At 59.4% G+C, this 18334-nt stretch carries 19 protein-coding genes; 6 read left to right on the top strand and 13 right to left on the bottom strand.

The window, feature by feature from the left end:
* The first annotated feature begins 182 nt into the window (after positions 1–182).
* Positions 183–1454, top strand: a complete 1272-nt coding sequence (locus PVA19_RS08150) for a D-alanyl-D-alanine carboxypeptidase (RefSeq protein WP_274101949.1) — start codon at positions 183–185, stop codon at positions 1452–1454.
* A gap of 36 nt (positions 1455–1490) precedes the next feature.
* Here the strand turns inward: PVA19_RS08150 and PVA19_RS08145 are convergent, their stop codons facing one another.
* The 9 genes from PVA19_RS08145 to PVA19_RS08105 all read right to left on the bottom strand — a co-directional run bounded on the left by PVA19_RS08145 (position 1491) and on the right by PVA19_RS08105 (position 7371).
* Entirely contained in the window at positions 1491–2231 is a 741-nt protein-coding gene (locus PVA19_RS08145) for a metallophosphoesterase family protein (protein WP_274101947.1), read from the bottom strand.
* A 5-nt stretch (positions 2232–2236) separates the two neighbouring features.
* On the bottom strand, positions 2237–2593 hold the full coding sequence (gene uraH, locus PVA19_RS08140) for a hydroxyisourate hydrolase (protein ID WP_112359937.1): 357 nt from the start codon (positions 2591–2593) through the stop codon (positions 2237–2239).
* A complete protein-coding gene (locus PVA19_RS08135; RefSeq protein ID WP_274101945.1) occupies positions 2590–3090 on the bottom strand; it encodes an ureidoglycolate lyase in 501 nt (166 codons plus the stop codon). The genes uraH and PVA19_RS08135 overlap by 4 nt, the downstream gene beginning before the upstream one ends.
* A gap of 3 nt (positions 3091–3093) precedes the next feature.
* A complete protein-coding gene (locus tag PVA19_RS08130; protein ID WP_274101943.1) occupies positions 3094–3456 on the bottom strand; it encodes a HepT-like ribonuclease domain-containing protein in 363 nt (120 codons plus the stop codon).
* Positions 3453–3746 (bottom strand): nucleotidyltransferase family protein, encoded by a 294-nt coding sequence (locus tag PVA19_RS08125; protein ID WP_274101942.1) that lies wholly within the window; start codon positions 3744–3746, stop codon positions 3453–3455. Before PVA19_RS08125 ends, PVA19_RS08130 begins: the two co-directional genes overlap by 4 nt.
* 62 nt (positions 3747–3808) lie before the next feature.
* Positions 3809–4312: a 2-oxo-4-hydroxy-4-carboxy-5-ureidoimidazoline decarboxylase gene (uraD, locus tag PVA19_RS08120; RefSeq protein WP_274101941.1), complete on the bottom strand. Its 504-nt coding sequence runs from the start codon at positions 4310–4312 to the stop codon at positions 3809–3811.
* Complete coding sequence (gene puuE, locus PVA19_RS08115) at positions 4312–5235, bottom strand: allantoinase PuuE (RefSeq protein ID WP_274101940.1); 924 nt, start codon at positions 5233–5235, stop codon at positions 4312–4314. The genes uraD and puuE overlap by 1 nt, the downstream gene beginning before the upstream one ends.
* 129 nt (positions 5236–5364) lie before the next feature.
* The gene (locus tag PVA19_RS08110) at positions 5365–6072 is read right to left on the bottom strand and encodes a DUF1045 domain-containing protein (RefSeq protein WP_113180647.1); all 708 of its coding nucleotides are present in this window, start codon (positions 6070–6072) and stop codon (positions 5365–5367) included.
* A 105-nt stretch (positions 6073–6177) separates the two neighbouring features.
* Positions 6178–7371, bottom strand: a complete 1194-nt coding sequence (locus PVA19_RS08105; RefSeq protein WP_274101937.1) for an NAD(P)/FAD-dependent oxidoreductase — start codon at positions 7369–7371, stop codon at positions 6178–6180.
* Here PVA19_RS08105 and mnmD point away from each other — a divergent pair.
* Positions 7370–8116: a tRNA (5-methylaminomethyl-2-thiouridine)(34)-methyltransferase MnmD gene (gene mnmD, locus PVA19_RS08100; protein ID WP_274101935.1), complete on the top strand. Its 747-nt coding sequence runs from the start codon at positions 7370–7372 to the stop codon at positions 8114–8116. The two genes, PVA19_RS08105 and mnmD, sit on opposite strands and share 2 nt — an antisense overlap.
* Positions 8117–8197: 81 nt before the next feature.
* Here mnmD and PVA19_RS08095 read toward each other — a convergent pair whose 3' ends face one another.
* The gene (locus PVA19_RS08095; RefSeq protein WP_112360016.1) at positions 8198–9748 is read right to left on the bottom strand and encodes a DEAD/DEAH box helicase; all 1551 of its coding nucleotides are present in this window, start codon (positions 9746–9748) and stop codon (positions 8198–8200) included.
* Between the two features lie 420 nt (positions 9749–10168).
* On the opposite strand from PVA19_RS08095, the gene PVA19_RS08090 reads away from it, so the two are divergent.
* On the top strand, positions 10169–12142 hold the full coding sequence (locus PVA19_RS08090) for a response regulator (protein ID WP_274101934.1): 1974 nt from the start codon (positions 10169–10171) through the stop codon (positions 12140–12142).
* Between the two features lie 183 nt (positions 12143–12325).
* On the opposite strand, the gene PVA19_RS08085 is transcribed toward PVA19_RS08090, so the two are convergent.
* From PVA19_RS08085 to PVA19_RS08075, 3 genes are all read right to left on the bottom strand, one after another.
* On the bottom strand, positions 12326–12709 hold the full coding sequence (locus PVA19_RS08085; RefSeq protein WP_274101932.1) for a DoxX family protein: 384 nt from the start codon (positions 12707–12709) through the stop codon (positions 12326–12328).
* 331 nt (positions 12710–13040) lie between these two features.
* Entirely contained in the window at positions 13041–13838 is a 798-nt protein-coding gene (locus tag PVA19_RS08080; protein WP_062440083.1) for a class II glutamine amidotransferase, read from the bottom strand.
* 110 nt (positions 13839–13948) lie between these two features.
* Positions 13949–14569, bottom strand: coding sequence for a L,D-transpeptidase (locus PVA19_RS08075; RefSeq protein ID WP_062426291.1), 621 nt, complete (start codon positions 14567–14569; stop codon positions 13949–13951).
* A 436-nt stretch (positions 14570–15005) separates the two neighbouring features.
* Between PVA19_RS08075 and PVA19_RS08070 the strand changes: the two genes are divergently transcribed.
* The 3 genes from PVA19_RS08070 to PVA19_RS08060 are packed head-to-tail and all read left to right on the top strand — an operon-like array spanning position 15006 to position 18209.
* Positions 15006–16415: a circularly permuted type 2 ATP-grasp protein gene (locus tag PVA19_RS08070; protein WP_062426290.1), complete on the top strand. Its 1410-nt coding sequence runs from the start codon at positions 15006–15008 to the stop codon at positions 16413–16415.
* Positions 16416–16418: 3 nt separating this feature from the next.
* Complete coding sequence (locus PVA19_RS08065) at positions 16419–17360, top strand: alpha-E domain-containing protein (RefSeq protein ID WP_062426289.1); 942 nt, start codon at positions 16419–16421, stop codon at positions 17358–17360.
* 27 nt (positions 17361–17387) lie between these two features.
* Positions 17388–18209, top strand: a complete 822-nt coding sequence (locus tag PVA19_RS08060) for a transglutaminase family protein (RefSeq protein ID WP_062598759.1) — start codon at positions 17388–17390, stop codon at positions 18207–18209.
* Positions 18210–18334: the final 125 nt, after the last annotated feature.

The raw sequence follows: 18334 nt of genomic DNA, 5'->3' as shown, positions 1-18334 counted from the left end.
TCATCCACCCGCCAAGCCCCAAATCTGACCCGCCACCAGTGGGGGTCGATTTTCATACTTAATTAAGCATGAAGGCAGTCTTTAAACTTTGAACGGTTTTGTTGCCCGAAAGCGGCGTTACCTTATGCGGAACGGGCAGCTTCGGGACGAACCCACATTCGATGGGCAGTAAGGGGAATTTCATGTCGGGTAAGATCAGACGGGGAACGGCTGAAGCGTGGCTTTTCGCTTTGGCATTTTTCTGCGCGATCCTCACTTTCGGGGCAGCACCAGCGCAGGCACGCTATGCGCATATCGTCATCGATGCGAATTCTGGAAAGGTGCTGGATTCGCAGAATGCCGATCAGCTGAAATATCCCGCATCGCTAACCAAGATGATGACCCTCTATCTGACGTTCGAGGCGCTGCATAAGGGCCGCATCACCTGGGATCAGCGCATCACCATGTCGAAGAATGGCGCGGCGACCATTCCCTCCAAGCTTTATGTCCGCGCCGGCACGACCTTCACGGTACGCGAAGCCGTCTATGGCATGATCGTCAAATCCGCCAATGATCTCGCCGAAGGCATGGGCGATTATCTTGGCGGCTCCGAAGCCCGCTTTGCCGACATGATGACGCGCAAGGCGCGCCAGCTTGGCATGACGAAAACCGTGTTCCGCAATGCATCGGGTCTGCCGAACAAATCGCAAGTCACCACCGCACGCGACATGGCGAAACTCGGCCTCGCATTGCAGCGGGATTTCCCCCGCGAATACAAGATGTTCAGCTCCACATCCTTCACCTTTCGCGGCAAGACGATCCGTGGCCATAACCGCCTGCTAACGCGCTACAAGGGCGTCGACGGCATCAAGACCGGCTACACCAACGCCTCCGGCTTCAACATCGTCAGCGCCGTCAATCACAATGGCCGCAGCGTCGTCGCCGTGGTCTTGGGTGGACAGAGCGCCCAACGACGCGACAATCAGGTCGTCGCGCTGCTTGACCGTACCCTTCCGAAAGCATCGCGTTCGCGCGACACCGAACAATTGGTCGCCAGCGCCAGCACCAGCCGCACCTTCGACACGCCACCCTCCGTGGTACCTCTGCCGATGTTTGCCGAGCGCCATGACCCGATCGCCAATCAGATTGCGGCGGCAGATGGCATGATGGCCGATATAATGCAGACTTCCGTCGCAGCCCCATCCGCCGTTCCTCCAGGCAGAAGCCGCTGGGAAGTGCAGATCGCCGCAACCGACTCGGAAGCCGCCGCCCTCTCCATGCTGAAATCTGCCAAGGATTCGCTATCCTCCGGCCATGCCGGTGTAGCACCCTATACCGAAGCGGTCAGAACCGGCGGCGCAACACTCTACCGCGCCCGCTTCACCGGCTTCGACACTCAGGCAGAGGCGCTTTCGGCCTGCAAGGATCTGAAGGCACGCTCCTATTCCTGCGTGGTCATGACCAGCAACGGCTGAGCTCTGACAGCAGAGCTCCGCCCAGATCAGGCCAGTTCAGTCCAACCAGCCGCTCTCGATCGCGTTGCCGACGCGGTCCATGCCATTCTCGCGAGCCAATGCTGCCATGGGCGCTACGTCATAGCGGATATTGCGATGGGTCACCTGAAAGCCATGTGCGGTGTCTTCGAGAACCGCATATGACGCCAGGCCATGGCCGACATCGACCTGATGATAGACCGGCTCGTCATCCTTCCAGCCGGGACAACCCACACTACCCGGATTGACGATCAGGCGACCGTCGGAAAGCTGCAAGGTGCGGGCAAGATGGGTGTGGCCGCAAAGCATGATCGGCTGATCGATGCTGCGGGCGAGCGCTTCGATCTCGGCGCGGGCACGCAGATGCAGCACACCTTCCGGCAGGATACGCTCCAGCCAATAGTCCAGATCGCCAGCCGGTGAACCATGGCAGCAATAGGCCACGTCCTTGAACACCATGTCGAATGGCAGCGCTTTCAGCCATTCGAGATCCGATGGAGAAAGCTGCGGGTAGATCGTCTTTTCCCACGACCCCATCTCATCGGGCTGCTCCTCGATCAAGGCGCGGTCATGATTGCCCCGCACCGTCGGAATGCCTCGATCGATCAGCAATCTCGCGGTGCGCCCCGCTTCCAGCGGACCGCTGAAACAATCGCCGAGATTGACGATGTCGGTGATGCCAAGCTTTTCAATATCGGCCAGCACCGCTTCAAGTGCTGCATGGTTTCCGTGGACGTCGGCAATCGCAGCAAAGATCATGACGATCAGCTCCCGCGATAAGTGGAGTAGCTGAAGGGCGAAAGCAGCAGCGGCACGTGGTAATGCCCGGCCTCATCGGCGATGCCGAAGCGGATCGGAATGATATCGAGGAAAGCCGGTTCCGGCAGCACAAGGCCTTTCTGGCGCAGATAATCGCCGGCATGGAAGACCAGCTCATATTGCCCCGCGCGGAAATCCTCACCCACCAGCAGCGGCCCGCCATCCACCCGGCCATCGCTATTGGTTTCCACGCTCTTCAGCTTCTCGCGACGCTCACCATCCAGCCGGTAGAGATCGATTTTCAGTCCTTGCGCAGGCGTACCGTGGGCAGCATCGAGAACATGGGTCGTCAGGCCGGTCATGGACGTGGCTCCGCTATGAAAAAGGGTTGCTCGTAAAAATACTCTTCCAGATTGATGCCTGGACCATCGCGGTCCACCACCAGAAAGTCGCTCGTCTCACCAATTGTCATCAGCGGATGGTGCCAGACATTGCGATGATAGTTCACTCCTTGGCCGGGCGCTGCGAGATAAGCCTGGGGCCGACCGGGCTTGCCACCCTCATCCTCCGCGACCACCACCAGAAACGGTCGCGCTGAGAGCGGCGAAAAGCTCTGGCTGCCAAACGGATGCCGCTCCATCATATCAATGGCATGGGGAAAGTGTCGGGGCGTGCCGCGAAAGAGGTTGATCACCACGCGCGCGCCCTCACCGACCACATCGGCTTGAGCGAGCGCATGATACCGCTCGGTATTGCCGCCATTGATGAGGCGCATCGTCGACGGATCGGCTTCGATGACATCGCCAAAGGCACGAAAGGCTTCGCGCTCCAAAGGGCGGATTTCCAGAAATTCACTCAATGCTTATTCACCTTGCGCGCGCCAGTTCCGGATGGTGGCAACACCCTCTTGCAGATCGGGGATGATTTCAGTGACCGCCCGCCAGATGGCAGGCAGCTCGACCTGGACATAGTCAAGCAGAATGAGGTCTCGCATATCTCTGATCGGTGCCCAAGGCACATTGGGATGCTGCGGCAAGAATTCCGGTGCCTCACCGTCAATCTTGATCATGGCTTCGCCGATGAGAAACAAGCATAGCATCACCGCCATCTGGGTCCGCGTGTCGGAGCGGAACGACGCTTCGTCCATATCCCGCACGAAGCTCTGAACTCTCGACGCGATCGTCTCGATCGTCTCGATATGCTGAAGCAGGCTGTCCGATCTCATATCGGCCTTGCTTCTTCTACGACCCGAAAGCGAATGCGCTCAGGAAGATCGCCCGCCGTGAGAAGATGGACATTAGTCCCTCTCATCATGTCCGAAAGCTCCTCCAGCAACCCGCCGAGATCGAAGAGCGTCGTCCCTGGCAAGGCATCGACTAGAATATCGAGATCGCTGTCCGGCCGGTCCTCGCCGCGCGCCACCGAACCGAAGACGCGCGGGTTGGCCGCATTGAAGCGCTTGGTCGCTTCGCGGATCGCCTCTCGATTCTGCTCCAGCACGTCCGACGGTCTCATCGCCTAAATCCTTTGCTGGCGGGGAATATAGGGCGCAAAAGGCCGCATGGAAAGCCGCCGCCTCAGGCAGCAGCCTCAGGCAACAGCGCGGAAAGGCGCAAGTAAGCGATCTTCTCCACCTGTGCGGTTGCCGTGGCAAACTCCTGTTCGGCATCATTGTGAATGCGCTCTTCGAAGGCACGCAGAATATCGTCCTTGTTGAGCCCCTTCACTGCGATGATGAACGGAAAACCGTTCTTCTCGACATAGGCCGTATTGAGCGCGGTGAAGCGCGCATGCTCTTCCGGCGTCAGCCGATCGAGCCCGGCACCGGCCTGCTCCTTTTTGCTGTCCTCTGTCAGCCCGCCGGCAATAGCGAGCTTACCGGCAAGATCGGGATGCGCCCGCAAGACGCCGAGACGCTCCTCATAAGAGGCGGCACGAAACGGAACGCACAATGCCCCGTGAACACCTTTCGCCGTCAGCGGCTCCACCACCAGACCTGCACCATAGGCGCGTTCGGCAATGAAGGGCGAATGCTCGAAGACGCCGCCGAAACGGCTGATGAAATCGTCGCGCTCTAGCATCAAAGCGCCTCCGGCTTGTGATGCTCATGCCAGTGGCGCGCGATGTCGATGCGCTGCGGTATCCAGACCTTCTCGTGGCCGAGCACATATTCGATGAAACGGCGAAGCGCTGCCGCACGTCCCGGACGACCGACCAGACGGCAATGAAGCCCGACGCTCATCATCTTGGCGGAGCCTTCCACGCCCTCCTGATAGAGCACGTCAAAGGCATCCTTCAGATAGGTGTAGAACTGATCGCCGGAATTGAAGCCCTGCGGCGTGGCAAAGCGCATGTCGTTGGTTTCAAGCGTATAGGGGATGATCAGGAACGGATCGTTCTTCGAACCCTTGACCCAATAGGGCAGATCGTCGGCGTAGGAATCGGAGGAATAGAGGAAGCCACCCTCCTCCATCACCAGCTTCAGCGTATGGTCCGACGGCTTGCCCTGATACATGCCGTAGGGCCGTTCGCCCGTCAGTTCCGTGTGCAGCCGCACCGCTTCGAGAATGTGTTTGCGCTCTTCCTCTGCGGAAAAATCCTTATATTCCAGCCAGCGATAGCCGTGGCTGGCGATTTCCCATCCCGCTTCCTTCATCGCCGCAACCGCTTCCGGATTGCGCGCCATGGCGGAGGTCACGCCATAGACAGTGGTGGTTACGCCGAGCGACGTGAACATGCGCCAGAGACGCCAGAAACCGGCGCGCGAGCCATATTCGTAGATCGATTCCATGTTGAGGTTGCGCTGACCGGCCCAAGGCTGCGCCCCGACGATTTCGGAGAGCAGCGATTCCGACGCCTTGTCATTGTCGAGAATGCAGCTTTCCCCGCCCTCTTCATAATTGATGACGAATTGCACGGCGATGCGCGCCTCTCCCGGCCATTTCGGATCGGGAGCGTTGCGGCCATAACCAATGAGATTGCGGGGATAGTCTGCGGAAATCATCAAATCACCTTCACGAAATTTCGTGAACGGTAGCATCGCAGACCGGAAAGTCGAGAGCGTTTCAGCGCAATTTCACCAAAAGCGCCCACTGCTTTTACGCTGGGCTGAAACGTCCAGCGCGCCTTGCAATCAGGCGATCTTGCGCGCCGAGACGCGGCCCATGGGATGCAGCGAATGCACCCTGAAAGGCGCCCCCGGCTCCTCTTCGACGAAGAGCGCCAGATTGGCAAACTCCAGCGGTCGCTCCAGCAGGGCGGCGAAAACGCTTCGCAAGGCCCGCTCCAGGCGAGCGCAATCGGCTGGCACGATGGCGCCGGTCAGCGTCATCTGAAAACGAAACTCATCCATGACGTAAGGGTGTCCCCAGCGATGCAGATTGGTCAGTTGGGCGGCAGAGAGCCGGTGCGGATCGGCCCGGTCGATATCGGCATCCGACAGAGGCGCGCGGTAGCGGTCGAAGTCCTGCACCACGCTTGCGGCGAGGAAATTCAGCGTCTCCGACGGCCAGGATGGGACGAGCCCATAGCTGTTGCCCAGCTTGGCGATTTCGAGCGGCGGCAGCGTGAAGGGCTGGTGCGTGCCGGCAAACCGCATCAGGTCGCGCAGAAGCCCGGCTTCGGTCATGCCTTCGGCAAGGTAAAACGGCGCCTTGATCGCGCCGTGGAAACCGTATCGGCGCGGAAGTGCAGTGAAGTAGGAGAGTTCCTGCATCCCAAGCCCGGTCTGCGGCGGCGGCTCGACGCTGTGGCCGGAATAGACGTCACGACCAAGCCACGATGCAGCAGCAAAGGTCATCGGGTCGTTCGGGGAAGGCGTGTAATGAATGGCGTACCGCATGCGTCGTCACCTCGCCCCGCTCAACTGGGATTTACGTCTGTATGTGCATGGCGACAGCAGATAGGTGATTTGCGTGACAGATTGACGACGCAAAACGAAGACGAATCAAAGATTTCCGTGAACGAGAGCCAGGTGCGTTTCGGTGCGGAAGCCCAAAGGCACATCCATATCCTGGCCCTGAACGGCGCAAAGCGCAGCATTCGCAAGACGATGCGCCAGACCGAAGCTCACCTTGAAGCCGCCGGTCAGGGCAACGATCTGAGGATGATCAGGATGTGCGCCCACCATCGGATCACGACCAATTGCTTTTGGACGAAGACCGGCCCAACGCTCGATGACCTCGGCCGTTGAAAGCGCCGGCACAATTTCCCTTGCCGCATCCATCAGAGCGTCCAGCTTCGCATCGGTGCTGAAGGCATCGGCAAAATCTTCCTCGCTGGTGCTGCCGATCGCAACCGTTCCGTCCTCATGCGGCACGATGTAAAGCCCGTTGAGGAAGACCACCGGCATGGCGGGATCGATCGTCGCCCGCAACAGGGCGGCCTGACCCTTCACCGCCTGCCCCAGTGCTGGCTCGGCGGCAAGAGCAAATGCCTGCGTCAAGAGTGGAAACGACGTATGGCCCGCCGAGACAATGGCATGGGAAAATGACAGGCGCGCGCCGTCATCGAAATGCGCGACGCGCTCTTTTCCCAGCGAGACAACCCGTTGGCCCTCTACGACACGCACGTGCCGCGAAGCTTTGAGACGCGCAGTGAGTGCTGCAACCAAAGCCCGCGGCGAGACCTTGGCGGCAAAGGTATCATGCACAAAGCCCGCCTGCCCCGCGGATGCATCGACCCAGTTTTCCACGGGCGGCGCGTCCAGCACATGCCAGTGAAAACGCTGCCCCTGCTGATCCCAATTGGTCAGCGCCTCCTGGCGGTGGCGTTCGGCGATGGGCCGCAGATGCGGCTTCGGCAGCGGGATGATGCGCCCGCATCGCCGGTAACCGGCCGACATGCCGGATTCGGCTTCCAGCTGCGCAATCTCGTCTTCAAGCGTCAGAAGCGCATCGAACTGAAACTGCTTCTTGTCGTTCCAGCGATCTGGCATATGCGGCATCAGGGCGCCGAGCAGGCCGCCGCTTGCGCCGCTTCCCGTTTGGCCGGCATCGACCAGCACCGTATCGATCCCCAGACGGTCCGCCTTCAGCGCCGCCCACAGGCCCATGATGCCGCCGCCGACAATCAGCAGCGCGGCACTGGAGGGCCAAGGCGATTGACCTTGGTGATCGGGAAGACTATCGGCTTGGACCATGACACATCCCGAAGACGCAAGACCGGACAGCACCGGCAACAACATGCTGGATTGGCGAGAGGGCGATATGCCCTATTCCCTGGCCTTTGGCGATCATTTTTATTGCCAGACCGAGGGGCGGCTGGAATGCGAGCATGTCTCTCTCAACGGCAACGGACTGCCGGATCGCTGGGAAGATCACCCGAAAGAAACCTTCGTGATCGGAGAACTCGGCTTCGGCACCGCGCTCAATCTCACCGAGACATGGCGGCAGTGGAGGATTGCGCGCAAGCCTGGTCAGACATTGCACTTTGTGTCCTTCGAGCTTTACCCGATGCGCGCCGCAGAGATCGACCGGGCGCTCTCGCGCTGGCCCGAGGTGAATGCCGAGCGTCAGGCCCTCGTTGCGCTTTGGCCGGAAGAGCCCCACGGTATCGTTGAGCTGCAACTGGATGAGCAGACGAAGCTCACCGTCGTCTGCGGCGAGGCGTTACAGGGTATCAAGCAAAGCGACCTTGTCTTCGACGCCTGGTACCTCGATGGCTTTGCGCCATCGCGCAATCCGGACATGTGGTCGGTGGAGATCATGAGCGCGATCTACGACAAGACGCAAGAGCGCGGAACCTTCGCCACCTATGCCGCCGCGGGCTTTGTCCGCCGAAACTTGCAGTCCGCAGGCTTTGCAGTCGAGCGCCGAAAGGGCTTTGCCGGCAAGCGCGAAATGCTCTGCGGCACGAAGCAGGGCGATAGCAGATCGGCCGAGTAGCCTCGCCGTCCCATCGACAAGATACCCAAAACAAAAACGCCCGGATCATCGTCCGGGCGTTTCCAGTTTTACAAAGCTATATCAGCCGCGCTTGCGACCGCGACCGGCGTTACCGGCAGGACGAGCCTGACCGGCGGCGGCAAAGGAGCCAGCCTTGCGGGCAGGACGGCCCTGGCCGCCACGATGCTTGCGCGGACCTGCAGCCTTGGCGCCTTCGGCACCTTCAACCTTGGTACGCTTGAAGTCGGATGTGACTTCCAGATCGTTGTCGCGTTCGACAGGAGCGAACTCGCCCGCACGCTGTCCACGGAAATCGCCATTGCGACGTCCACCGTCGCGATGACCACCTTCACGGGGACCGCCCTCACGATGAGCACGGGCCGGACGATCGCCATGCGCACGCTCGCCGCGCTCGCCACCCTGACGACGACCGCCATTACCGGCGCCGTTTCCACGACCGCCACGGTTGCCGCTGCCACGGGTCGGGCTGGCAAGACCTTCTGGACGCTCGCCGGAGAGGACCGGAATTTCGATCTTCATCAGCTTTTCGATGTCGTGCAGCAGGCGGGTTTCGTCCGGTGCGCAGAATGCAATCGCAATACCATCGCGACCGGCACGGGCCGTACGGCCGATACGGTGCACATAGGCATCCGCCACTTCCGGCAGATCGTAGTTGAAGACATGCGTCACGGCAGGAATGTCGATACCACGTGCAGCAACGTCCGTCGCCACCAGCACCTTGACTTCACCATCCTTGAAGCCCTTCAACGCGCGCTCGCGCTGGCCCTGGCTCTTGTTGCCATGGATCGACGCGACCTTGAAGCCGATATGCTCAAGATGCTTGTAGAGCTTTTCGGCACCATGCTTGGTGCGAAGGAAGACGATGGCGCGGCCATCGGGGTTTTCCGACAGAGACTTCTTCAGAAGGTCCGTCTTGTCGTTCTTGCCGGCAACGAAGTGAACATACTGCTCCACCTTGTCGGCAGCCTTGCCCGGAGGTGTCACTTCCACCTTGACCGGATCGGTCAGGTAGCTACCAGCGAGATCGGCAATCGTCTTCGGCATGGTCGCCGAAAAGAGAAGCGTCTGACGCTTGGCAGGCACCATCTTCGAAATCTTGCGCAGATCGTGAATGAAGCCGAGATCCAGCATCTGGTCGGCTTCGTCGAGAACGAGATGCGTGACCTTGGACAACGAAATCGCGTTGCGCGCGATCAGGTCGAGCAGGCGGCCAGGCGTGGCAACGAGAATGTCGGTGCCCTTTTCCAGCTGCAGCTGCTGCTTGTTGATGGATGCGCCGCCGACTACCTGGTTGATGCGAAGCGGCGTCTTCTTCACGAAGGCGCGCAGGCTTTCACCGATCTGGTTGACCAGCTCGCGCGTCGGCGCAAGGATCAGGGAGCGGGTGGTGCGGTTTGCAGGACGTTCGGCATGCTTCATCAGCATTTCGATCATCGGCAGGCCGAATGCAGCGGTCTTGCCGGTGCCGGTCTGAGCCAGACCAATGACGTCGCGACCTTCCATGAGGAAGGGAATGGCTTTCGCCTGAATAGGTGTTGGTGTCGTGTAACCGAGAGCGGTGACCGCAGCCACGAGCTTTTCGGAGAGGCCGAGTTCGTTAAAACTGGTCAATAGAATACCTTTCGGGGCGCCAAAACGCTTCAGCCGGTTCAGCCCATGCTGTCCGGTTGTCTTGGCGTCAAGAACCCCGCGTGAATTGGGAACTTGGTGGTTGAAATGACTTTCTGCGCTGAGCACCGGCGAAGGGTCGCCGTATTCTGTATTGCCTGCGCTTTTCCTTCATGCGTGCGTATAATTTTCAAGTGGACGCTACAGCTCACGCGGCTGTGGAAGGTGAAAGCTTGACAGGCATGTGGTCGTTTTGCCGAAAAAAGTCAAGCAATTCTTTCGCAGGCACCACGCTCCCAACCTGATGCTTATGGTTAAAAAAGCGTGAAAAGCCTTGGTCGCCCATGGTTTTTCATGCTCACCTCTCCTAGCTTGCGATCAGATTAAAGATATTTTGATTCCATTGATGGTGCGGAGTACGGCTTGAGTATCGAGGGCAGCTTGTTGGAAAAGGCTTGCCAGGGCGTTTCGTCCCTGCACCTGCCGGCTTGCGTCAAGAACAGCGAGTTGCGCTATATCTGCGTCAACGCAGCCTATGCCCGCTTTGCCGGAAAGAACCAACAAGACTTCGCCGGGCAAACCAGCCGCCTCATCTTCAACACCGCGGACGATGTGGAGCGGGAGGACAAGGAACGCCGCTGTCTCGTCTTCGCCACCGACGAGGTCGCCACATGCCGGGGCATCTTGCCCGAGGCGCAGACCCTGCGATGCGAGCGCTTCATCGACGAGGCCGGGCAGATCTTCCTCTACGAAGTCTTCGAAAAGATGCCGGACTTCGACAGTGCGCCGCGGCCGAATTCGGTCAGTGTCATGGAAAATGACGGTCAGGGTGCAGAAGAAGGTGGTCGGCGCCGCGGCGACGCCGCCCGGTGGCTCTCCGAGATCAAGACGCCGCTCACCGGCATTCTTCGCATGGCAGACGCGCTGGCCCGAACCGACCTCGACACCCGACAAAAAACCTATGCGGACGCAATCGTTCACTCCGGCAACGCGTTGCTGCGAAGCCTGGACGCTGTGCTGAGCGCCTCTGCGACTGACGCCTCAGCATCCTTGCAGACCAGCCTCTTCGATCCCGCCGATCTGGTGGAAGAGATTGCGTCGCTGCTCGCGTTTCATGCGGAAGAGAAGGGGCTGACACTCTTTACCGACATCGATTCATCGGCAGAGATCACGATCGAAGCGGACGCAGCGCGCTTGCGCCAGATCGTCACCCACCTCGTCAGCAACGCCATCCACTTCACCAGGTCCGGTCATGTCATTATCAGGCTGAAGGCTGAGAACGTTGCGGACAGTGCCTCACTTCGGCTGACCGTCGAAGATACCGGCATCGGCATGTCGCAGGAGCAGCTTGCCTCTATCCTTGGTCAAACGAGTCGTTCTGCACCCGCCGCAGCCGGGCTCGCTGAAACCCTCAGTATCGTGTCTCTGTTCGGTGGCCGGATCGAGGCGAAAAGCGAAGAGAATAGTGGATCGGTCTTCACCGTGACACTTCCAGTTTCCGTGATTTCGGCACAACCCGTCACACCTCCATGGCCTGCCCATGCAAGCATCCTGGTGATCGACGGCAATCCGATGAGCCGCGATATCCTGACAAGACACCTCAGCGACTGGAAGCTGGACGCCTATGCCGCCGAAGACGGCACAACCGGGCTTGCCGTTCTGGAGGAAGCCGTAGCGCTCGGTCTGCGCCCCGCCGCCATCCTTGTCGATGAAGCGATGCCCGATATGCGTGCCAATGACGTGGTCGATTACCTCCGCCGTCATCCCGGCATGCAGGACATACCCGTGATCCTGCTGACCGCGCTTGGAGAGAAAGACGCTTGCGAGAACGCTGAAGCCTACCTTGCCAAGCCGGTTCGCAGGCGAAAGCTTCGCGAGACGCTGGAAGCGCTCATTCCCGCTCCTGCTCTGACGGACATCCCCTCGCCTTCGATCCCCGCACCTGTCGAGGATGACCAGCCGTTTCACCTGCCGCAGCCGCCCCGCAAGAACGGCTCCGGCATCGATGTGCTGGTGGCTGAAGACAATGATGTCAACCAGATCGTCTTCAGCCAGATCCTGCAGCAAACGGGACTCAGCTTCCGCATCGTCGCCAATGGCAAGAAGGCCGTGGAAGCCTGGCGCAAGGAGAGCCCGGCGCTCATCTTGATGGACGTGTCGATGCCGGTCATGAGCGGCTACCACGCCACCCAATCCATCCGTCAGACGGAAGATGACGAAGACGGCCGCCTCGGCCGCGTGCCGATCATCGGCGTTACGGCACATGCTTTGGATCTGGACAGCGAATTGTGCTTGGCGTCTGGCATGGACGACTATGTCTCAAAACCCATCAGTCCCGAACTGCTGCGCGCCAAGATCAGCCAGTGGCTACCGAAGGGCGCGCTGGAAGCGTTTTAAAGCGCCGTGTCCTATTGGACCCTCAAAGGGTGCTTTACCTTTTTGAATCGACGCATCGTGCTTTCCGAAAATCGAGACGGCACCGACTTTAAGCGCCTCCGATGGGAGTTGCGGTTGAATCCCAATAGCCCGCTCTCCGTCATCCGTGGGTCGAGCCCAAGGATGACGGCGAACAAGGGCGTCTTAACGCTTGTCGACTGCGAACGCGCCCGGACCGGCGGTCACCAAGAACAGGAAGACGAAGCAGAAGAGGATTGCAGCATCACCGCCATTGATGGCGGGGAAGAAGCTCTTCGGCGCGTGTGCCATGAAATAGGCAAAGGCCATCTGGCCGGAGAGAATGAAGGCAACCGGGCGGGTGAAGAGGCCAACGAGGATGAGAATGCCGCCGACGAGTTCCAGCAGAGCGGCCGCAAGAAGAAGCGGCGGAAGCGAGCCTTCCATTGTAGAAGGAGGAAAGCCGAACAGCTTCTGCGTGCCGTGTTCGATAAAGAGAAGTGCGGCGATGATGCGCAGTGCTGCAAGGGCGTTAGGCTGGTAACGGGACAATTTTTCAAATACCGACATTCAAGCGTTCCTGATTGGCGCATTTCCAGCGGCGGTGCTTAGCTTCGTGTCTAGAAATGCTTAAAAACAAAGGGTTGAAGCTCATACGATGGAAATACGGTCATCGCATTTGCTCTGGGTTGCGCTTCGTCGATAGGCGCGAAATCGAGCGCTCGATAATCACATTTCCGCTATCGAAAAGAAGGAGATCTATCAGCCACAGGCGCAACTCTCCGTTGAGTTGAAAAAATGGTCCGTTTCCCGCCTCGCCTAGCGGAATTCAACCGGCAGCATCTATTGGCGCCAGAAATTAATCCACATATTTTAGGTTTCGGTTGACGGCACACCGCACTCAAGCGGTCATCAGAACCGCATCGCGATAGTAAGGCGTGAAGGGCTTGAACTCGATCTTGCCCTTGGTCACCGTCGCCACTGTATTGGCAGGGATGATTTCCCACATCTCGCCGCCAGTGCCGAAGGGTTCGGAGGCGATGGCGATGCCCTCTCCCATATTGCGCCAGTAAAGGGTCGGTGGGCGGGCGTCGCTCGACCAGCGAAAGGCATGCAGCGTATCGCCATCGGCGTGGATGGCGCTGAAACGAATGGGTTGATCCACGCCTGCATCCAGCACCACATCCATGCAGATTTCGATGGTGCGCGAAAGCGCATCGACCGGGTCCTTATCGAGACCGAGGCCAGCGGCAATCAGGAACATCGCCTCGCTATCGCCATTGCCGGCCCGCGAGCAGTAAACATCATCGGAAATATGCGCCTCGATGGCGCGCTTCACCTTCTCATAGCCGCCGATCTGGCCGTTATGCATGAAGAGGTGTCGGCCAAAACCGAAGGGATGGCAGTTGGCCATGGAAACGCCGCCGGTGGTGGCGGAGCGCACATGCGCCAGAAACATGCCAGCGCGGATTTGATGACAAAGCGAGGTGAGGTTCCTGTCAGACCATGCGGGCAGGATGCCGCGATAAATGCCCGGCTCCGGTCTTTCGCCATACCAGCCGATCCCGCACCCATCGCCGTTCACCACCGTCTTGGCTTCCCTTGCGGCAAGCGACTGGCTGATCAGCGAACTCTCCGGCTCGATCAGCAGAGTGTCGAGCCAGACAGGTGAGCCGGAATAGGCAAGAAAACGGCACATGCGCATACCTTCATATCAGGTTGAAAGCGCCCCACCGATCGGGCCATTGGGGCGGCCTCATTGTTCAACAAGGCCGCTCTAACGCCCGATCAGGGCGTTAATGAGATGCTTCAGGCCTGGATCACGACCACGCGGGCGCCGACTGGAACGCGCTCGTAAAGGTCGATGATATCGTGGTTGAGCATACGGATACAACCACTCGACATGGCGTGTCCGATCGACTGCGGCTGGTTTGTGCCATGCAGGCGGAACATCGTGTCATTGCCGTTGCGATAAAGATAAAGCGCACGCGCACCCAGCGGGTTGTTAAGGCCGCCTGGCATGCCGCCGGCATATTTCAGGTTCCGTTCCGGCTCGCGGCGGATCATGTTCGGGGTCGGCGTCCAGCTTGGCCATTCGGCCTTGCGGCCCACATAGGCATTGCCCTTCAGCGCCAGACCCTGTCGACCGACACCCACACCGTAGCGAACGGCGCGGCCATCGCCGAGAACGAAATAGAGGCGGCGTGCCGGTGTGTCGACGACCACGGTTCCTGCCGGATAGGTGGTTTCATAGGCCACTTCCTGGCGGCGCAGTTCCGGCTTGATCTTCTCAAGCGGCATGGCTGCCATGGGAAATTGCTCATTCGGCAGAGCCGCATAGTTCTGCCGCTGGCCCGCGGGATTGATACTTGCACAGCCTGCCAGGAAAAGTGGCAACCCAAACAGGACACCACGACGCGAAATCGACATATTACCCCCTGCCGTCACGAATCTTTCGATTTAACCAGAGGTATATTTTTATGGTTAACAAATATCTAATATCCCTGCCCGGAGGTTAAGGACGAGCGAGCACCACATCCCTCTGCCGAGTCCATTCTTATTCTGCCTTGGCCGCGCCGCATCTTCTTCTCCGGCACTCAATTCTGGGGGAAGGACGCATAATAAAAATGCGCTCAATTTATAGGCATTGAGCCCTCGCATCGGGCGTAAAAACCTCCGCAATTCTACCAACACGGAATGAACTTTCCACGCGCTGCCGCATTTTGATGCTGAGAGGGAAAGATTGCTTTATTTTCAGTCGCTTTGAGGGACCGAGGCGGCCCAAAAAATCTGGATCGCCGACCGCTCATGCGGCTTGCATTGCTTCCAACCTTGTATTCAAATGTACAAAAAGGGGATCTGAAAGTTGGCATTTGATGAAATGATAAATGCGGACACCACGCCGCGAAGCCCATACGCAAACTACAACGACTGGTATAGCCGACAGGACCGGTCGCATCTGATCCAGAAATCCAAGGACGCGGAAAACATCTTCCGCAGAACCGGCATCACCTTTGCCGTCTATGGCCACGCCGACAGCGCCGAAAAGCTCATCCCCTTTGACATCATTCCGCGCATCATTTCCGGCAAGGAGTGGCGCAAGCTTGCCCAGGGCATCGAACAGCGCGTCATCGCGCTCAACGCCTTTCTGGACGACATCTACCACAAGCAGGAAATCATCAAGGCAGGTCGTATTCCCCGCGAGCTGATCGAGAAGAACGAAGCCTTCCTGCCGCAGATGATCGGCTTCCGGCCGCCGGGCGGCGTCTACACCCACATTGTCGGTACCGACATCGTGCGCACCGGCGAAGACCAGTTCTACGTGCTGGAAGACAATGCCAGAACGCCGTCGGGCGTCAGCTACATGCTGGAAAACCGCGAAACCATGATGCAGATGTTCCCCGAACTCTTCCATGAGAACCGGGTTCAGCGCGTCGAGGACTACCCCTATCAACTGCGCCAGTCGCTGGCGTCGCTTGCGCCGCCCGGCTGCAAGGGCAAGCCACGCGTTGCGGTGTTGACCCCCGGCATCCACAACTCCGCCTATTACGAGCATTCCTTCCTGGCCGACATGATGGGCGTGGAACTGGTGGAAGGTTCGGACCTGCGCGTCATGGACGGCAAGGTGAAGATGCGCACCACGCAAGGCTATGAAGCCATCGACGTGCTCTATCGCCGGGTCGACGACGATTTCCTCGATCCCCTCACCTTCCGCCCGGATTCGGCGCTTGGCATTCCCGGCATCATGGATGTCTACCGCGCCGGCAACATCACCATCGCCAATGCGCCCGGCACCGGTATTTCCGATGACAAGGCGATCTATTCCTACATGCCGGAAATCGTCGAGTTCTATACCGGCCGCAAGCCGCTTCTGGAAAACGTGCCGACATGGCGCTGTTCGGAACCGGACAGCCTGAAATACGTGCTCGACAATCTCGCCGATCTCGTCGTCAAGGAAGTGCACGGCTCCGGTGGTTACGGCATGCTGGTCGGCCCGACAGCCTCGAAGAAGGAGCGTGCCTTGTTTGCCGAGAAGCTGCGCGCGCGGCCGAACAATTACATTGCCCAGCCGACGCTTTCTCTCTCGACTGTTCCGATCATGGTGAAGAACGGCATCGCGCCACGCCATGTCGATCTTCGTCCCTATGTGCTTGTGTCCGACAAGGTCAAAATCATTCCAGGCGGATTGACCCGCGTGGCCCTCAAGCAGGGTTCGCTCGTGGTCAATTCCAGCCAGGGTGGCGGCACCAAAGACACCTGGGTACTGGAGGACTGAGCCATGTTGGGAAGAACTGCAAACGGGCTCTACTGGATGTTCCGCTATATCGAGCGCGCCGAAAACATCGCGCGTCTCGTCGATGCGGGCCTGCGTGTCTCGTTGACGCGAAGCGGCAGCGCGGATGAGGATTGGGACGGCGTGCTGCAAAGTGCGGGCGTTCGCGAAGCCTTTCTCAAAGACAACGAGAAGGTCACGTCGGCAGATGCGATCGACTATCTCCTGCGCGACAAGAGCAACCCGTCGAGCGTGATGTCCTGCATCGACTCCGGCCGCAACAACGCCCGCATGGTGCGCACCGCACTGACGCGCGAGACCTGGGAAGCGACCAACGAGTTCTGGATCGAGCTGAAGAGCCTGCTCGGACGCCGCTTGAAACCGGCGGAAATGCCGCATGTCATCGATGTCATTAAGCATCGGGCAGGCCTGGTGCGCGGCGCCTTCCACGGTTCGATGCTGCGCAACGACCTCTACAATTTCTCGCGCATCGGCACGTTCATCGAACGGGCGGACAACACCGCGCGCATTCTCGATGTCAAATATTATGTGCTTCTGCCTGCGGCAGCACAGGTCGGTTCCTCGCTCGACAATGCACAATGGGAATCCATCCTGCGCTCGGTGTCGGCCCACCGCTCCTATGGCTGGGTCTATGACGCGGAATACAAACCCGCCAACATTGCCGACTTCCTCATTCTCAACGCCCGCATGCCGCGTTCGCTCGCCTATTGCTATGAGAAGATCGTCAGCAACCTCGGCTATCTCGCCAAGGATTATGGCGAGCGGCACAAGGCACACGAAACGTCGGACGCCATTTTGTCGACACTGAAGGAAACCACCATCGACCGCGTGATGGATCGGGGCCTGCACGAGTTCCTGGAAGCCTTCATCAACAGGAACGGCCAGCTGGGTCAGGAAATCACGGAAGGTTACCGCTTCTATCAGTAGGCGGTACAAGACGGGGATACGGGGCGAATGCGTCTGAAGATCAATCACACGACCGAATATCTGTACGAAGAGGTGGTGCCATACTCCCTTCAGCGCCTGCGCCTGACACCGCTCAGCGGCCCAATGCAGACCGTGCTGAACTGGGACGTCGTCGTTGAGGGCGCGACAGTAGAGACGCGCTACGACGACCATTTCGGCAACCGCATCGAGCTTGTGGAAAGCGAAGGCCCGAGCCGCGCCGTGAAGGTTACGGCAAGCGGTGAAGTGGAAACGAAGGACAAGGCAGGCGTCTTCGGCGCGCATATCGGCAACGCGCCGCTTTGGCTTTTCATGCGCGATACGCCGCTGACCAAGCCCGGCAAGCTGATACGAGAGATCGCCCGACAGAGTTCAGGCAGCACCGAACTGGAACGCCTTCACGAACTGATGGCCCTGATCCACCTGGAGGTCGAATATCAGACCGGCAGCACCGGGACCGAAACCACGGCAGAACAGGCGCTGGAAGCCGGCAAGGGTGTCTGCCAGGACCACGCCCATATCTTCATTGCCGCCTCCCGCCTGCTCGGCCATCCTGCCCGATACGTCTCCGGCTACCTGATGATGGAAGGCGTCGAAGAACAGGTGGCAACCCACGCCTGGGGTGAAGCCCATCTTCCCGGCCTCGGCTGGGTCGGCTTCGATGCGGCCAACAAGATCTGCCCGGATGAGCGCTATGTCCGCATCGCCACGGGCCTATCCTACCGCGACTGCGCCCCAGTGTCGGGCATGCGCGTCGGCGTCTCTGGCGAAAGCCTGAGCGTGTCCGTCACCGTGCATGAATCCCAGAGCCAGAGTCAGTCGCAGAGTTAAGGCGCCGTTGCGAAAATCGAGCCCGGTTTTCGGGCCAATGCTTTAGAGCCAAAATCCACGCCCGTTTGAATGGACTCTGCGATCAATCGCGACAGGCGTCTTCAGGACCTTTCACCACGCTGTAC

This window comes from Agrobacterium sp. CNPSo 3708 (assembly GCF_028674915.1).
GTDB classification, from domain to species: Bacteria; Pseudomonadota; Alphaproteobacteria; order Rhizobiales; family Rhizobiaceae; genus Agrobacterium; species Agrobacterium cavarae.
The sequence above is the reverse complement of the archived record's forward strand: the minus strand, read 5'-3'. Positions and strand labels throughout refer to the sequence as shown.

Coding starts and splice junctions, on each gene's coding strand:
- PVA19_RS08065 (WP_062426289.1), top strand. CDS start 16,419: ATGTTGGGAAGAACTGCAAACGGGCTCTACTGGATGTTCCGCTATATC.
- PVA19_RS08145 (WP_274101947.1), bottom strand. CDS start 2,231: ATGATCTTTGCTGCGATTGCCGACGTCCACGGAAACCATGCAGCACTT.
- uraH (WP_112359937.1), bottom strand. CDS start 2,593: ATGACCGGCCTGACGACCCATGTTCTCGATGCTGCCCACGGTACGCCT.
- PVA19_RS08130 (WP_274101943.1), bottom strand. CDS start 3,456: ATGAGATCGGACAGCCTGCTTCAGCATATCGAGACGATCGAGACGATC.
- mnmD (WP_274101935.1), top strand. CDS start 7,370: ATGACACATCCCGAAGACGCAAGACCGGACAGCACCGGCAACAACATG.
- PVA19_RS08085 (WP_274101932.1), bottom strand. CDS start 12,709: ATGTCGGTATTTGAAAAATTGTCCCGTTACCAGCCTAACGCCCTTGCA.
- puuE (WP_274101940.1), bottom strand. CDS start 5,235: ATGATTTCCGCAGACTATCCCCGCAATCTCATTGGTTATGGCCGCAAC.
- PVA19_RS08150 (WP_274101949.1), top strand. CDS start 183: ATGTCGGGTAAGATCAGACGGGGAACGGCTGAAGCGTGGCTTTTCGCT.
- PVA19_RS08110 (WP_113180647.1), bottom strand. CDS start 6,072: ATGCGGTACGCCATTCATTACACGCCTTCCCCGAACGACCCGATGACC.
- PVA19_RS08105 (WP_274101937.1), bottom strand. CDS start 7,371: ATGGTCCAAGCCGATAGTCTTCCCGATCACCAAGGTCAATCGCCTTGG.
- PVA19_RS08125 (WP_274101942.1), bottom strand. CDS start 3,746: ATGAGACCGTCGGACGTGCTGGAGCAGAATCGAGAGGCGATCCGCGAA.
- PVA19_RS08060 (WP_062598759.1), top strand. CDS start 17,388: ATGCGTCTGAAGATCAATCACACGACCGAATATCTGTACGAAGAGGTG.
- uraD (WP_274101941.1), bottom strand. CDS start 4,312: ATGCTAGAGCGCGACGATTTCATCAGCCGTTTCGGCGGCGTCTTCGAG.
- PVA19_RS08075 (WP_062426291.1), bottom strand. CDS start 14,569: ATGTCGATTTCGCGTCGTGGTGTCCTGTTTGGGTTGCCACTTTTCCTG.
- PVA19_RS08080 (WP_062440083.1), bottom strand. CDS start 13,838: ATGTGCCGTTTTCTTGCCTATTCCGGCTCACCTGTCTGGCTCGACACT.